The organism is Pseudotamlana agarivorans, from assembly GCF_018860245.1.
Taxonomy (GTDB): domain Bacteria; phylum Bacteroidota; class Bacteroidia; order Flavobacteriales; family Flavobacteriaceae; genus Pseudotamlana; species Pseudotamlana agarivorans_A.
In genome coordinates this window covers 164,565-181,300 of sequence record NZ_JAHKPD010000007.1, presented here as the reverse complement: position 1 = coordinate 181,300, position 16,736 = coordinate 164,565, and the positions used below count along the sequence as shown (strand labels likewise).

The following is a 16,736-nucleotide window of genomic DNA, read 5'->3' as shown; positions in this document are numbered from 1 at the left end:
AATCAAAACCTGAAGGGGTTTTTGTTGGTGAACATCATACTTTTATGGACATGACTATTTCCTCCGTCTGTGCTTAAGTAAATGGTCTGAATTTCCTTTGCAATCCCGAACGGAAAAACAGCACAAATAGGAACATTCAGGAAAATTAAGTAACTTTAGAAGAGAAATAAGCAGTTATGAAGTTTTCTATAATCATTTTATTCGCATTTCTTTTTGTGGCTTGTGCCCCCGTTAAGGTACGCTATGATTATGATAAAACCACTAAATTTTCAAATTATAAAACTTATCAATATTTCGCCGATATGCAAACCGGATTAAGTGAATTTGATACCAATAGGCTTTTAAATGCGATAGATTTAAAAATGAAAACTTTAGGCTATAGGGTTACAGAATCTCCAGATTTTTATATAGATATAAAAAGTAAGGCCTATCAAAATCCTCGACAAAGTAGTATTGGTGTTGGTTTAGGTGGCGGAGGTAGAAATGTTGGTGGTGGTGTTTCTGTTGGTATCCCAATTGGTGAAAGCGAAGTTAATTGCATGCTAACTATCGATTTTGTAGACCAAGGGAAAAACCAACTCTTTTGGCAAGCTATTAGTGACTTTAAATTTAACTCCAATCAAACACCAGATCAAAAGGAAAAAAAGTTTAAAATAGTGATAGAGGACGTTCTTTCTCAATATCCTCCTAAGTAGAAAGTATTTTAATTATCATAACAACTGATGTTATAAGTTTACTTTATGGTTTTGTATGATTACGATTTAGAATACGCTGTACATGGTGAAATTAATCAAATTGATAACTATAGTGGTTTATCGTATTTAATTGTTTTATTTATGTGATAAAAAATAAACTCTCAAATTAAAAATAGCAAAAAATGATTCGAAATTATTGGAATGAAAAATGGAAAGAAATAAAGTTTGATGATAAAATTTCTGACAAGGAAAAATTTAAAATATCAAATTACGGAAGAATTATAAATTGTAAAACGGACGAAGAATATCTTGTAAAAGTTTCTTATATAAATGGTTATCAAAATTTACCTCTTAGACAAAAAAGGAATGGGAAATTAACAAGCCGTTATGTACACAAACTTGTCGCCGAACATTTTCTTGAACAGAAAGATGGTGTTTGTGTGATACATTTAGATTATGATAAAACAAACAACAAGCTTGAAAATTTAAAATGGGCTACAAAGAAAGAAAAGGAAACGCACCAATTCACGGGGCCTGAATTTAAAAATCGAGCACGAACCATACCTTCAACTGCAAAATTAACTGAAACTAGAGTTAAATATATTAAACGAAAATTAAACGACCCAAACAGAAAAACACGGTTAAAAATGATAGCCAAACAATTTGGGATTTCCACGATGCAACTTTACAGAATTCAAACAGGTGAAAATTGGGGCTACGTAGAAGAGTAAACTACATGTGTGAAATTCTACACTTTTTTAGCCAAATTATATCACATAAAATTTGTTTCTTTTTTGGCTATATTTCCATATGAAATAAAACCATAGCTCATGCCGTGCTTGAATTTTCTGTTTTATTTGAACAAAATATAATCCAAATTGGAATCCGACATAATTTAATTGGTTATACAAGAATAGTTTTAATTTTAATAAATTATTTTTCAGTTTATTAATAAACTTATAATACGAAAACACTGCAATAATGAATACAATAAAAAATAAAGTAGCGCTAATTACTGGCGGTACGAAAGGTATAGGTTACGGCATCGCGGAAGCCTTATTAGCTCAAGGCGTTAATGTTGCAGTAACAAGTAGAAGCGCCGAAGCGGCCAATGAAACTGCCAAATTGTTAAACTCGAGCTCATATAGTGCTCTTGCTATTGGAGTAAAAGCTGATGTACGTGATTTTGGAAGTCAGCAAAACGCTGTTAGAAAAGTTCTGAGTCAGTTTAATCAATTAGATTTTGTCATTGCTAATGCGGGGTTGGGGCATTTTGGGAGCATCGAAGAGTTATCTATAGAACAGTGGCAAGACACGATTGATACGAATTTAACAGGTGCGTTTTATACAATAAAAGCTAGTGTTGAGGCGCTTAAAAAATCTAAAGGGTATTTTATTACCATTTCAAGTTTAGCAGGGGCAAACTTTTTTGCGAAAGGTTCTGCTTATAATGCGAGTAAGTTTGGCTTAACGGGGTTTACACAAGCTGTGATGTTAGATTTAAGACAACACGGCGTTAAAGTGAGTACAATTATGCCTGGATCTGTTTCTACACATTTTAATGGTAACGAACCCGATGCTAAAGACGATTGGAAAATTCAAAAGGAAGACTTGGGTGAGATGGTTGTTGATTTACTAAAAATGAACCCAAGAACGTTACCTAGTAAAATTGAGGTGCGTCCTACTATGCCACCAACTAAGGGTTAGGGATTAATCTAATTTTTAACTAAGCGTTTGCTAGAAATTAAGGTGTTTCCTGTGTAAAAATTCGTTAAATAAATTCCGGAATTTAAATGGCTGATATCTATTTGCTGAGGTCTCAAGTGAGATAATGTGAATGACTTTACACGTTTGCCGTCCATGCTGATAATGTCTACTGTTAACGGTGTGTTATGGTTGCCTTCAAACTCGAAATTAATAATCGTGTTTGCTGGGTTAGGAAACATAGAAATATGAAGCTTATTAACGACACTTTCTATGTCTGTAATGCCTAAAGTAGAATAGTTAATCGTCCAATTTACGATATAGGCGTGAACTCTTTCGTGATTATCTATCATCAATAAATTGGAGTCATCTGTTACAACCACGGTTAAGGCATTTGTACCTTTAAGTAAATCGGCTTCCGTTATAAAAACGCTTTCCATATCGGTAGCAAATTCAAAGACATTTAAATTCCATCTATTTTTTAGAGTATTTGGATTTGGTGTTGTGAGTTGCAATTCAAATTCAATTGGAAAATTTTCAGCATCAACCGTTGTATTATTCGGTGAGTAGCTATCTATTGGATTGGTTAACTCATGAATTTTTTCTATAATGCCTTCTTTGCATACCGAGCAAAACGGCTTGTCGACAGATTCCATGATGCACGTTCCACTATTTGGTTTGTACCAGTCTTTGGGCACTGCTCCCGAATAATGTTGATAAATACCCGCTTGATTAGTATGGTACCAATTTTTCCAACGAACCTGTGTTGGATCAGTTTCTTGAGTCATATTAATGCCTTCACGGGCTAGAGCATCTCCTGGATAGTATTCGTCTATGAGGTTAAACAAGGAATGTCCCATTTCATGCATGGCAACATGAGGTCCCCAATATCCATTATATGTAACAGGGAAATCACCACCACTACCGCCGTAATGTGATGAGTTTACAATGATAAAGCCTTGATCATACATGGGGAAGTTATCTGCAAGCACATTGAAAATCTTGGTATGTGTATCATTCGCAGCATTACCGTCAATTTCATAATACAGTAAACGGTGTCTGTTATAAGCATCATAAGTGGCGTTAAAATAGGTGTCTACATTGGTAATTGGATGTGCCGGTTCGGTTAAATCTGTTGCGGTACCAGGATGATCGGCACCGCTTTCATTAGAAGGTATTTTTAAAGCATACACATTAAAGTAGTCGGCATATTCTCTAAACGGACTAGTATTAAAAAAGGTATTGGTGAAACTGGTGGCATTGGTGATAAATTTGTCCATTTCGCTAGCCTGATACCCTTCACTTAAAAAAACAATATTTATTTTTTTGTCATCATTTCCAGAAATTTTAATGGCTTCCAAAGGAAAGTTTTGCCCGTGCAGGACAAGTGTAGACATTAAAATGGAAATAATAAGAAAGCAGTGTATTTTCATTCTTGATTTATCTTGGTGCTAATCAGGTTTTCTGAGTTTACAAAGTTACTAATTGTAAGGTGCTTAGTATGACTTCTTAAAGCTATTCTTGTTGAAAATTTGGTTTTATTTAAATTAATAGATTGTGTTTCGAAACTTTTTGACTCATTTAAGGATTCTACCGATTTTTTTAGCGGATTCTTAATTAAACTCCGGCTTATAATATTTGATTGCCCATCAAATTGTAAACAAATTAAATCGCCGTCTACAGCGTTTTGTGCTGAGCGATCGTTATTCGGTTTTAAGTAGCCATCAACTATTTTCTGACTAACAAGTTGCATGCTTCTTTTTCCTGAAGCTGTTTCACTTATGCTATAAGTTAAAAATATAATTTTAGGGTTTTCCGCAATAGTAGTTTCTATCGGAATTTCAGTTTTTGCAGGTTTACATGCTTGTACAAAACCTAAAGCTACAAGAAGTATAGCAATAATCTTAAACTTTATAGATTTTGTTAGTTTCATAAAATGGTTTATTCCGTTTTAATTCGAATGCCTTCACTATGGCTACTAAATTCAGGAGCATACATACTTTGTAGGGTTGTAATACCATTACTCATGTCGCCAGCATTATTAACTCTTAAATCGTATTCAAAAACATAAATACCTTTTGGTAAGCGGTCAATAAAGAAATTGGTGCTGGCGTCTTTGGTACTTTCATAATAGCCTAAACCATCTTGCCATTTATAAGTTGAAATAACGTTTATAGGTTCTAAACCAGCAGCACGCATATCTTTCATATGAAGGAATTCCATGTCGCGATCACTTTGTAATTCGATGCGTACGCGAACAAGATCACCAACTTTAAGGGTGGTGTTAGGTGTTATTTCGGTAATTTCTTCACCCAAATCTGTATCATGTTTAACGAATAATTTTTTCTTAATACTCAGCGGTGTTTCTGCAGTTGTAATTTTATCTAAATCCTCAAAATATTGCCAATACAAGCTCCCCCAAGCGATGCCGTCTCCTTTTTTAGTAAGGGTTACTTCGCTCATTGCAGGGTTGATTTCAGTGGCAGTCCAAGAGGTTTTATAATAACCTGTTCCAGCTTCCGTTTTTACATTATCTAATTTAGCAGGTTCAATAGTTTTATTTCCTACTGTTACATCAACCCTATCAGTAACGCTTAACCAATCGCTACCTTCAAGTAATAAAGCATAAACCGCATTAGTTGTTGCTTTCGTTGTTTTCCAGTGATTTGTTTGCTTGTTTTTAATAAGCCAGATTTTTAAGTTATCAATGGTTTGGATGTCTTTTTTAATTTCTGAAAAAGCTTCAATTAAAAGCGCTTGGGTTTCAATAGGGGCTTGGTACCAAAACCATGAATTTGTGTTTTCTTTCCAATACATGCCCAATGCTTCTGAAGTGATGCTGGTTTCCTTTAGTGATTCTAATATCGCATTGGCTGTTTTTAAATCGTTATTTCTAAAAGAAATTAAAGCCATTAAGCCTTTAGAATATAAAGGTCGTTTTAGCCAGTAGTTTTCAATTTGTATTTGGTAATATTTGCTGGTATTTTCAACGTCATTAGATTTTTCAATTTCAGGGAAGAAGCTTCGCATGTATAGATAATGCAGTTGTGTCGCGCTTAAATGATCGTTGCTTAAATCTATTTTTTCATTGTGTTTTTTTAATGTTTCATATTCCTCAATAAATTGCTCATCGAGATATTTAATGGCATTTTTAACCATTTGAGAAGTGCTTTCAGAATTAATTTGAAGCTTTTTTAAACGCCCAAAACCTGAAATAATATGCTGCGTGATATAGCGGTTTGCTCTTCCCCCATTAAACCAAGGCCAGGCACCAGAATGGAGTTGGTTCGATTTTATTTTATTAATAGCGGTTTGTAATTCGCTATCCATTTTATTTAAATCGAATAGTAAGGCGATGCGTTTTTTCTGTTCTGTTTCACTTTGTGCATCACGTAACCAAGGGGTTTCTTGAATTAAGATTGACTTTAATTCATCGTTATTTTCTAGGTTAGAAATTAAAACATCTTGTGATTTCCACTGATTAAAAACGGCTTCAATTTTCGGATTCGACTGTACAATATGCTGCGCTAAAGCATTTGCGTAATATTTACTGAACGTTTGCTCATTACACTCATAAGGGTATTCCATTAAATAAGGTAAAGCTTGAACCGCATACCAAGCAGGGGTGGAAGTTACTTCTAAAGTTAACTTATGGTTTGTAAGGCTTGTTGAAGCGTTGTTCTTGAGTTTGTCTAAGGTGAAGGTTTTTGTTTCGTTACTTTTAATCCACATCGGTAAGCTTTCTGTAACCAACATGCGATTCGATAAAACTGGTAAGGTGTTTTGTTCGCCATCACTAAAAGTTTCCGATTTAGCAAGTACTTTATATTGTACAGCTTGTATATTCTCAGGGATATTTAATTGCCATGAAACCTCTGTGTTGCCATGTGCATTAACCGAAAATGGTTTGTTGTTTACAGCATTACCAAGGCTAATGTTTATGTCTTTCCCAGAAATGGCATCGGTTAGTAGTAACATCGCATCACCCGAAATTGTTTTTTTCGTGAGGTTAGCAATTTTAGAACTGATGTTAATACGATCGCCCTCACGTAAAAAACGAGGCGCATTTGGAGTCACCATCAACTCTTTTTGAGTGACCGTTGTTAAGGTTTTAGTAGCGCTTTCTAGTGATTTGGTATGTGCTAATAATTGCAATTTCCATTGCGTTAAAGCTTCTGGTGTATTAAAACTGAAACTAATGTTGCCATTTTCATCGGTTTTTAACTGCGGAAAGAAAAAAGCCGTTTCCTTTAAGTTTTTTCTAACTTCAACTAGAGAAATGGCATTCAATGCGTTTTTAGTAGTGATGATTACAACGCCATTTTTTGCTTTACTACCATAAATGGCGGTAGCGGCAGAATCTTTTAAAACATTCATAGACAAAATGTCGTCTGGGCTTATATCTGAAATGTCTTCAGTAATTTTACCATCAACAATATATAATGCTTTGTTATTTCCTAGAATACTAGAATTTCCTCGTATAGTTACTGAACCTGTAGCAGTGTCATCCGATTCGGTATCTTCCACTTCTATTTTCTGCGTGGCGCTAGCAAGGTTGGTTACTGCGCTGGGAGCAGCTGCTAGACCAATAACCGTTACCTCGTTAAGATGGCTGTTGTTTGCCGTTAAATACGCGTGAAAAAAGTTTTTGTTTCCTATCAGAATGTCTTGCGAATCAAAACCGATGTAACTTATTTCTAGTATGTCTCCTTGTTCTGCTTCAATGGAAAAATTACCGTCAAAATTAGTCATTGTACCTTCAGTAGTGCCTTTTATAATAATGGTTACGGCAGGGATAGGTGCTCCAGTTTCGTCGTAAACAGTACCCGAAACGAAGCCTTTTTTTACAGAGTTGCTATATTTTGATTCTTGTTTAGAGCGTAATTGATTTAAATAACGTTTATGGATGTTGTCGTTATTCATATCAAAACCATACCAGTTAAATTGGTCGTATTCTTGCTCAGGATAATTGAATTGATGATTTGGGTTATAAGCGGTAAAATCTTGAGTTCTAAAGTTATTATACGCGTTGCTGTAACTTCTAGTATAATAAGTGGGTTTATTTATAGGGTTGAATTTCCAGGTATGTGATTTGAAAAGATCTAATGAAGCATCGTACATGCTAGCCAGTAATTCAGTGCTTACTTTTTCTCCATTTGGCCCTTTAATTTTAAACTGCCATGTTTCTTCGCTACCGGGTTGAATTTTATCTCTAAAAGTGGAGGTTTCAATTTCTAAATTTGTGCTTGGGTGTGGCACAGCAATTAATTTTGTGCCAGATTGGTAACTATTATATGCGGCAAAACTATAGTGTACTGCAAAACCACCAACATCGTTTTTGGTGATAGGAATTGCGATGGTCTTTTTATTGTTACTTAGTTTTATAATTTCCGTTTTTACGAATTTTCTATTCTTCTCAATAGTTACTGTTACCGAAACATTTTCTGCTGAAGTCCCTAAAGTGATATAAGCAGATTCGTTGATGTTATAATCTGTTTTGTTAGTGGTTATACTGAAAAGTTCATTGTCGGCTAATGTTTTGTCTGAATCACTGTAGAGCGTCGTTTTAACTTCATCCTTCACCAATTGACCAAATTTGTCTTTGGATTCTAAGGTGATGGTATACTGTCCAGATTGCCAGTGGCTTAATTGCCCTAAGTCTAATGTTTTGGAGTCTTCCGTATTAAAATGCTTCTCTAAAACCAAGTTACCGTTCTCCCAAGAATCTGGGTTGTTTTCATCCTTAAAGGCTTCATACGGAAACAAGGCTTTAAAGTCATGCTTTGTTAATTCTTGATAATCTGGAGCACTCCAAGGGCGTACTCTTAAAACGGAATTGGGTGCTTTAAGTTTATAAATTTTAATATGGCCTTTTGTAGGGACAAAAGCACCATTTAAGTTTTTTGTCTCGATGGTTAATATCTGATTCTTGGCCGATTTATCAATAGCGTTTTCAATATTTATATTGGCAGTTAAAGCATGGTAGCCTACATTAATCGTCGTAGTTTCACTATGAGTTTCGCCGTTTATATCGGTAACATCGGCAATAACTTCGTACTTAAAAATAGGGCGAGTGGTTTTGTCGATACTTTCATCTGGAATCGCTTTAAAGATAATTTCAAAATTCCCAGAAGCATCAGTTTTTGTTTTACCATGGGTAATTTCCTGTCCGGAGTTGTAAGCAAAAGGGCGATAACCAAAAGACCAATGTGGGTATTCCACTTTACGTTTTACGCGGTAAACGACTTTAGCATCTGTAATGTTACTGCCTGAAAAAGATTGCGCTTTTCCTTTTACGGTTATAGAATCATTAACACGAAAGGTTTCGGTAATGGTTTCAAATTGCGTTTCAAATTTCGGACGCTTGTATTCTTCAACTGAAAAATTTTGTGATGCAAATAAATTTATATGTCCATCGTTGTCGTTAATCGATATGCTAAAACGCCCAGTAAGGCCGTTGTTAGGCAGAATGAATTCCCCAGAAACAGATCCGAAATCATTGGTTTTAAGCTCCAATTGCGTTACTTTTTCATTATTCACATTGTGCAACGTAGCTAGTATAGGTCTACTTGCTAAAACTTGTGATTTACCTGCTGTAACTTGCATCGCAATAGCCTTAAAGTAAACCGTTTGTCCTGGCCTATAAATACTGCGGTCTGTGAATATAAAAGACTTGTATTTTGTTGGGTTATTGTTTTGTTGTTTATAGCTTTTGTTGAGGTAGTAGTCTCCAAAATAGGCGATTTCTTTGCCTTTTGTTACTTTTAATTTAATGTTTCTGTACCAGTCTTCACCTTTTTCCATTTTAAACTGACCTAAATTATTGGTCTCAAATGTTTTGGTTTCTCGGGTTCTGGAGTTTTGTGGAAAGTATGATAATTCAGCCTGTGCGTTTCTAATAGGGTTACCGTTATTTCTATTTATAATTTGGAATAGTTTAAACGCGGTCGTTTGAGTTTCAATCAAGGCAAAATCGGTCACTTGAATGTGTGCAAAAGCGAATGTATCTTCGTCTTTTTTAACCTTAGCAAGTACTAAATACTTTCCGTTGTTTAATTTAGGAAGCACAACTTCTGTAGTGTGGGTTTGATAATCATGCTCATTCCTTAGTTTGCTTACCCAGGATTCGGTTGGTATTAATGCTTCTAAAAAAGATAGCTTTTGGTCTTTTCTATATAGATCATCGTAGGTTTCAACCTGTTCTTCGGTAAGTTTGTAAATATAAAACTGTAAAGAATCTAGGTTTTTATAAGTGATCAGTAATCGAGATGCCTTAGCAATGGGGAGATACTTTTCGGTAGTAATTTGAAGGCTTAAATCTTCAATCTGCGCTTTTAAAATTTCACACTTTTCGGCGGCACTGCTTTTTGGGTGTGTTTTAATAACTTGATCGCAAAGTGTTACGGCTTCCTTGGCTTTCCAGCGGTTGTCTTTATTGGTTTTCGGACTGTAAGTTTTGCTCTGCTCATAATAAGTGGAAGCGATTTCAAAATCATATAAACCAGAACTTTCGTGGTTTTCAATGTTTTTACTTGCTTTTTTTAGAGCTTCTATCTTTAATTTTTCTTTATCATTAAAAGTAGCATGGTTGTAAACAAACTTAATACGGGCGATGTCAACATTGGTAAGCGCGTCATAATTTTTATTTTTTAAATGGAATCTTATAAGCGCTTTGTATATTTTAAGTGCGTTTAATTGCAGGGAAGTACTGTCTTTTGATGCTATTTGTAAGGTAGAAAACTGTTCGGCATTGGCTAGATATTCTGGGGCGTCCAACACAAATTTATAAGCGGGTTGGGTAATATGTGTCTCGTTGGTTTCGTAAAACTCTAAGGCATTATGACTTAAAAAATCGAATAATGTTGGTCGTAATTTACTAGAGTTACCTTGTTTTTTTATTAGTGCGCTATAATTTTCTAGCTGTTCTTGCTTTAGTAAATCGTCATTTTTTAGAGATTTTTGGTAAAGCAAATGAATTTCATTGAAAAGGGTTTGGAGGTCCCAAGTTCTAAAATCTTCCAGGTTTACTTTTTCTGAAGTTTTTGTTCTACTGTAAAATTGATCTTTGTTTTTGTTAAAATATTGCCAGTATAAATGAGCTAAAATATTTTCTAGAACATTTTTAGTAGGACGCTCATTTTTATCAATTTCAGACTTAAAATCATTGATAATATTCAGTATGGCATCTTCTTCTAAGATAAGATTGAACTTACTCTTAAAAAGCATGACTTTTATGATTTGTTCATGGTTTTCGGCACGTTTAGCTTTTTTTTCAATTGATTTCAAGGTTTTTAATGCCGATTTTGGTAAGCCTTGAACTTCAAAAGTTTCTACTTTCTCCCATAAATCGGAGTAAGGATTCTGTGCATTGGTAAGATTTGAGAAAAAAAGAATACATATTAATAATAGCGTAGGCCTCATATATACTGAGTTTGTGTCGGGGTCTATTTTATTTGTGGTTTAGTTGGTCTCAAAATCTGTTCCAAAAAAACAATCATTTGAGAGTCCTCATGTTTAATCAGGTAAGTTAATCATTTTGTAAATAAAAAACAGGCATGAAGGTGCTAATTTACTAAGCTCAATCCAATAAATTCATACTTCGTAAATTAAGTTTACATTTGTTATAAATAGTTTTTTTAAATGATTAAAATTTGGCTTTTTACTCTTTTACCACTCTTTAGTTTTTCTCAAGGCAATTTTTCTAATATTGATACCTTAATTCAAAAAAAACAGTACCGACAGGCCGAACTTTTTCTATCAAATTATTTGAAAAATAATCCAAATAATGTAAAGGCAAAAGCGCTTTTAGGCGATACCTATGGGTATCAAAAAAGGTGGGATGAGGCTATAAATATTTACGAAATAGTTGTTGATAAAGAAAAGTTCAATGCCGATTATTATTATAATTACGGCGCCTTTTTAAGTATGAAGGCTTTAGAGAATAGGCTTAAAGGCATGACTTTAGTTAACGATATTGAGTCGGCATTTCTTAAGGCTGTCGCTTTGGATAGCAAACATATCGATGCGCGTTGGGCTTTGGTTCATTTATATATGAATTTGCCTGGTATCCTTGGAGGAAGTAAGTTAGAGGCATTGCGATACGCTCAAGAACTCGAAACACTTTCTAAAGTTGATGGCTACTTAGCCAAGGGGTTTATTTATGCGTATGATGACGATTTTGAGGAGGCTGAAGCCTATTATATCAAAGCTATAAAAGAGGGAGGGTCATTAACCTGTTACATGAAACTTATGACGCTTTATGAGCAGGTAGATCTGCCAAAGAAAGCGATAGAAACACTACAAGAGGCGCAGCAAAATCTTCAGGAGAATAGCGTGCGTTATCAAATAGGGCGTTTGAGTGCAAAATATAGAATTCAGTTGGAAAATGGTAAAATTAATTTAAATCTGTATCTTAAATATTTTACTGAAAAAGATCAAGTTCCAAAAGCCTGGGCACATTATCGTTTATCTCAAATTTATAGTTACCAGAACGATAAAAACCAGGCCTTAAAGCACATAAATTTGGCATTAAAGGAGTTTCCGAAGGAAGAAAAATTTCAAGCTGAAAAAGCTGAGATTTTAGACCTATGAATTTTGGGAGCATCCGCTGGCAAAAAGCTATCCACTGCAATCACTAGCGCGGGCATTCTTTATGAAATTAGTAGAGGTAGAATAGATTTTACTGCCTTGTTAGGTGCTTTTAAACCTAAATTTTATCAATTTTGGCATTATAAATTAACAGGTTTTAATAGTAATTTCAGTATAATTCCTTCGAGAATTCGTAACGAAAAAACTATATTTGATACATTCAAAATTTCAACATGAACGTACATTTTATAGCCATTGGCGGTGCAGCTATGCACAATTTGGCCATTGCATTACATAATAAAGGATATCAAGTTACAGGAAGTGATGACTCATTATTTGAGCCATCAAAATCGCGATTAGAAGCCAAAGGTTTGTTGCCTGAAGGTATTGGTTGGTTTCCAGAAAAAATAACCAATAATTTAGATGCTATCGTTTTGGGTATGCATGCGCAAGCCGATAATCCTGAGTTGTTAAAAGCACAAGAATTGGGGCTTAAAATATATAGCTATCCTGAATTTCTGTACGAGCAATCTAAACATAAAACCAGAGTGGTTATTGGTGGAAGTCACGGAAAAACAACCATAACCTCTATGATATTACACGTAATGCATTATCACGATCGCGATGTCGATTATATGGTTGGTGCGCAGTTGGAAGGTTTTGATGTCATGGTTAAACTTACAGAAGAAAATGATTTTATAGTTTTAGAGGGTGATGAGTATTTGAGTTCGCCCATAGATAGGCGTCCTAAATTTCATCTGTACAAACCAAATATTGCGTTATTGAGTGGTATCGCATGGGATCATATTAATGTGTTCCCTACTTATGATAATTACGTCGAGCAGTTTCGCATTTTTGTAGATTCTATTGTAAGTGGTGGTAACATTAATTACAACGAAGAAGATCCAGAAGTAAAGCGTGTGGTTGAAGAAAGTACAAATCCTATTCGGAAAATCGCCTATCAAACGCCAGAATATACCGTTCAAGATGGTGAAACTATTTTAGAAACTTCCGAAGGTGATTTACCAATCGAGGTTTTTGGAAAACATAATTTGAATAACCTGGCGGGTGCCAAATGGATTTGCCAGCATATGGGAATTGATGAAGATGATTTCTATGAGGCCATTGCTACATTTAAGGGTGCTAGTAAGCGTTTAGAAAAAATAGCTGAAGGGAAAACCAGTGTGGCTTATAAAGATTTTGCGCATTCACCAAGTAAAGTGGAGGCGACAACGCAAGCAGTAAAAGAACAATATAAAAACAAAACATTAGTAGCGTGTTTGGAGTTACATACTTATAGTAGTCTAAATGCTGAGTTTTTAAAAGAATACAAAGGCGCTCTGGATGCTGCAGATGTGGCGGTGGTTTTCTATTCTCCCAATGCTGTTGAAATAAAAAAATTAGAAAATATTACTCACGATCAAATTGCCGAAGCGTTTAAACGAGATGGCTTAATTATTTATACGAACCCAGAAGATTTCAAGAACTTCTTGTTCGCTCAAGAATTTGAGAACAAGGCATTGCTATTAATGAGTTCTGGGAATTACGGTGGTTTAGATTTTAATGAAGTGAAGCCTTTGATGAAATAAGTTGTTGAGGTAAAAGTGAAAAAATCAAAAGAAAATAGCCCGCATTATTCATGGGGAGATGGTTGTAGCGGATGGCATTTGGTGACATCTCAAACTTTAAGTGTGATAGAGGAGCTGATGCCTCCCAAAACTCAAGAAAAAAGACACTACCACAACTTGTCGCAACAATTTTTTAGGATATTAAGAGGAAAAGCAACTTTTGAAATCGATGGTAAAATCTTTGAGATAGGCTAAGGAGAAGGTATTCATATTCCACCCAAAACTAAGCATTGCATTCGAAATGATCAATCGGTAATTTTAGAGTTTATTGTAATTTCAGAGCCAACAACTCGTGGAGATCGATTTGATGATATGGAATTAAAATCTTTTTAGATTGATTGATCCAAATTCAAAATAATCTAAAATAAAAAAGCGTTAAGTTTTAAATCTTAACGCTTTTATATTTTTATTCTAGACACTGGTTTATTTCGCACCATCGCCATCACTGTCTGATCCATCAGAATCAATATCTGTTTTTATAGGTTCTATAATGGGGCGTTTTAAGTTTTTGTCTAAGGCTTCAACGTCTTCCTTTTCGTTGTCTGTTTTTGCTAGGTCAACGGGTGTTTCCGTTGTGTTTTGTGGTGGAATAAGGTTAAAAGATTCAGGAACATTTCTGAGATTAAGATCGCGTTGTGGGAACGGGATTTCAATGCCTTCTTCTTTAAAACGGTTGTAAATGCCAATTGAGATGTCGCTTTTTGCTTGCAGGCCTAACTCATAATGCACCCAAAAAAGCAATCTGAAGTTTAAAGAACTATCTCCAAAATCATTAAAAAGCGCGCGTGGTGCTGGGTCTTTTAAAAGAAAATCACATTCTAAAGCCACTTCAGTAAGGATTTTTAAAATTTGATTTGGGTCTGAGTCATAAGTGGTGCCAATTAAAATTTCAATTCGCTTGGTGTTATTTGATAGTGTCCAGTTAATTAGGTCGTTAGAAATAAGGTTGTTGTTAGGGACCACAACTTCAGAACCATCAAAGGTACTAATGTTTGATGCTCTAATCCCAATACGGGAAACGGTACCCAACAGATTATTCACTTCAACGGTATCCCCAGGTAATATGGGGCGTTCGAAAACCAGAATTAATCCTGAAATAAAGTTGGAAACAATATTTTGTAAACCAAAACCAATACCAACACCTAAAGCACCAGCCATTAGGTTAAATTTACTTAAATCTATGCCTAATGCAGAAAGTGCTAATATTGTACCAAACCCTATAATAAAATAACGAATTACTAATGATATAGCGGCTGGGATGCCTTTGGGTAATTTTAAAAATCTTAATATCCCATCGCCATCATTTATTAAAAAGGAAACAAGTTTGGTTAAAGAAAACGCAACAAACAAAGTAAAACTAAAACTTACAATGGCGCCTAGCGTAAAGGTGAGACTGCCCATTTTATAGGGCTCCGATAAAATATCACCTAGGAAAGTTAAAGTAGGTCTTAATAGCTCTATCATTCCTAAAAAGAATATACCCCAAAGGATATACATCATAATACGAATCCGTTTTAGTACTTTAATTTCTATGCTTTTGCGTTCAACGGCATTATAGGTGTGTTTTACAGTAAAATGGCGGTGGATAATACTAATTGCAATACCATTTATTATTAACGCTATTGTATAAAATAGCATGGTGATTAGAGAGCCTTGAGTGCTTATTTTTAAGGTGATATCCGTTAAGTTTGTATAGCCAAATATGTTTGAAATTATAGAAATAATGGTTAAAATGTAAACCGCAGGAACTAAGCGGAATAGTAATTTACCAAAGCCTTTTTCAAGCGATTTTAACGTTTTTATATAAGGCGAGGTAAAGTGGTATAAAATGGCAATAACGATTATAGATTCTGTTAAAATGTATAACCTATAACCTAAAGAAGAATACCAGAAATAAGTTTTTGCGGTGTCTAAGATGTAAAATAGGGTGACAAAATATAAGATCTTTTTAAACTTCTCAGACATTATTGGTGTAAGCAAAGGAATAGCCGTTAGAAGTGTTAAAAGTGTTAAGCTGTCTTTAAATAATCTAGGGAGATTTGACAAGAATATTTCAGCAAACAAAAAAGATAGAAAGAGTACACATAAATAGGTTTGGTTGAGAATGATATTCTTAGCAACAATTATGGTTTCATCCTTATCTTCATATGGGTATTTTAAAAATCCTCGTTTAAAATATCTAAGGGTGAAAGCAAAAATAGCTATGAAAATTAAAAATGGTATCACGCTACTTATGTAGTTGGTTCCTAGATTAGGGATTTTATCAGATTGAGTATTTAAAGAGTCAATTTCTTCCTTTTCTGCAATATCTGTTTCAGACTTTGTAAAGGATGTTTTCCAAATGGAAGGATGACGTTTGTGTAAAAGCTGATAGACATCAGAATTTTTTAATGCTAATAATTCACTTGTTATATCTTCAATATAATTGGTTTGCTCACTAAGTTTATTTTCAAGTTTTAAATAATAATTGTTGTTTTCTAAAATGGTGTTTTTAGTGATTTCAACTTCATTTAAAGTGTTTTTTATACCTTCTAGAACTTCTATAGGCACTTGCCTTTTAATGGCGTTTTGATAGCTTAATTTCCATATTTTGTCTTTTAAAAGAATATCCTCGATAAGGATAGAGTTTCGCTCTTCTTGATCATTAACTTTGGCCATCCACCCCGATAAATAAGATGAATATCCGGTCCATGTTACCATAGTATTGTCCACTTTTTGACCATTAGGGTTGGCCTTCATAAAGTGCTCTGTACGCTTACCTTCTATTTTTAGAAATTCGGAGTAAGTATGGAGAAGTGAATCGATTTTCCTAATGTCCGCAGGAATTTTAATTTTCCTTTGGATCGTCTTAATGTTCTTATTGGTTTCCTTAATTTGGCGTACTATATTGATAAGAGGAATTGCTTCTGGCTGAACTTGCGTGGAGTCTACCTCCTTTTCTTCTACGCTTTCTGCTTGAGGTATTAGGTCTTGAGCGTTTGTTTTATAAGAATTAAACAGGCAGATAATGCAAATAAAGAATAATGATATAAAATGCTTAAGATTCATTTTTTTGGCTAAAATTAGTGGCACAAAGATAGTATTTTGTGCCATGTCTGGGATATTATAGTTAATTAAAAAT

At 34.5% G+C, this 16,736-nt stretch carries 10 protein-coding genes; 6 read left to right on the top strand and 4 right to left on the bottom strand.

Features of this window, described 5'->3' with window-relative positions:
• The first annotated feature begins 176 nt into the window (after window positions 1–176).
• From KO493_RS02245 to KO493_RS02235, 3 genes are all read left to right on the top strand, one after another.
• Window positions 177–695 (top strand): DUF4136 domain-containing protein, encoded by a 519-nt coding sequence (locus tag KO493_RS02245; protein ID WP_216066306.1) that lies wholly within the window; start codon window positions 177–179, stop codon window positions 693–695.
• A gap of 182 nt (window positions 696–877) precedes the next feature.
• Window positions 878–1,426 (top strand): HNH endonuclease, encoded by a 549-nt coding sequence (locus KO493_RS02240; protein WP_216066305.1) that lies wholly within the window; start codon window positions 878–880, stop codon window positions 1,424–1,426.
• 250 nt (window positions 1,427–1,676) lie between these two features.
• Window positions 1,677–2,402, top strand: a complete 726-nt coding sequence (locus tag KO493_RS02235; protein WP_216066304.1) for an SDR family oxidoreductase — start codon at window positions 1,677–1,679, stop codon at window positions 2,400–2,402.
• 8 nt (window positions 2,403–2,410) lie between these two features.
• Here the strand turns inward: KO493_RS02235 and KO493_RS02230 are convergent, their stop codons facing one another.
• Genes KO493_RS02230 through KO493_RS02220 form a run of 3 tightly spaced genes read right to left on the bottom strand, consistent with a single transcriptional unit; the run spans window position 2,411 to window position 10,820 of the window.
• Complete coding sequence (locus KO493_RS02230) at window positions 2,411–3,796, bottom strand: T9SS type A sorting domain-containing protein (protein ID WP_252723137.1); 1,386 nt, start codon at window positions 3,794–3,796, stop codon at window positions 2,411–2,413.
• A 32-nt stretch (window positions 3,797–3,828) separates the two neighbouring features.
• Entirely contained in the window at window positions 3,829–4,332 is a 504-nt protein-coding gene (locus KO493_RS02225) for a hypothetical protein (protein ID WP_216066302.1), read from the bottom strand.
• An 8-nt stretch (window positions 4,333–4,340) separates the two neighbouring features.
• Window positions 4,341–10,820: an MG2 domain-containing protein gene (locus tag KO493_RS02220; protein ID WP_216066301.1), complete on the bottom strand. Its 6,480-nt coding sequence runs from the start codon at window positions 10,818–10,820 to the stop codon at window positions 4,341–4,343.
• A gap of 219 nt (window positions 10,821–11,039) precedes the next feature.
• On the opposite strand from KO493_RS02220, the gene KO493_RS02215 reads away from it, so the two are divergent.
• From KO493_RS02215 to KO493_RS02205, 3 genes are all read left to right on the top strand, one after another.
• Entirely contained in the window at window positions 11,040–11,990 is a 951-nt protein-coding gene (locus KO493_RS02215) for a tetratricopeptide repeat protein (protein ID WP_216066300.1), read from the top strand.
• A 230-nt stretch (window positions 11,991–12,220) separates the two neighbouring features.
• Window positions 12,221–13,576, top strand: a complete 1,356-nt coding sequence (locus tag KO493_RS02210) for a UDP-N-acetylmuramate--L-alanine ligase (protein WP_216066299.1) — start codon at window positions 12,221–12,223, stop codon at window positions 13,574–13,576.
• 15 nt (window positions 13,577–13,591) lie between these two features.
• Window positions 13,592–13,810, top strand: a complete 219-nt coding sequence (locus KO493_RS02205; RefSeq protein ID WP_216066298.1) for a cupin domain-containing protein — start codon at window positions 13,592–13,594, stop codon at window positions 13,808–13,810.
• Window positions 13,811–14,038: 228 nt separating this feature from the next.
• Here KO493_RS02205 and KO493_RS02200 read toward each other — a convergent pair whose 3' ends face one another.
• Window positions 14,039–16,708 carry a mechanosensitive ion channel family protein gene (locus KO493_RS02200; protein WP_216066297.1) on the bottom strand — a complete coding sequence of 890 codons (2,670 nt, stop codon included), beginning with the start codon at window positions 16,706–16,708 and terminating at the stop codon, window positions 14,039–14,041.
• Window positions 16,709–16,736 lie beyond the last annotated feature (28 nt).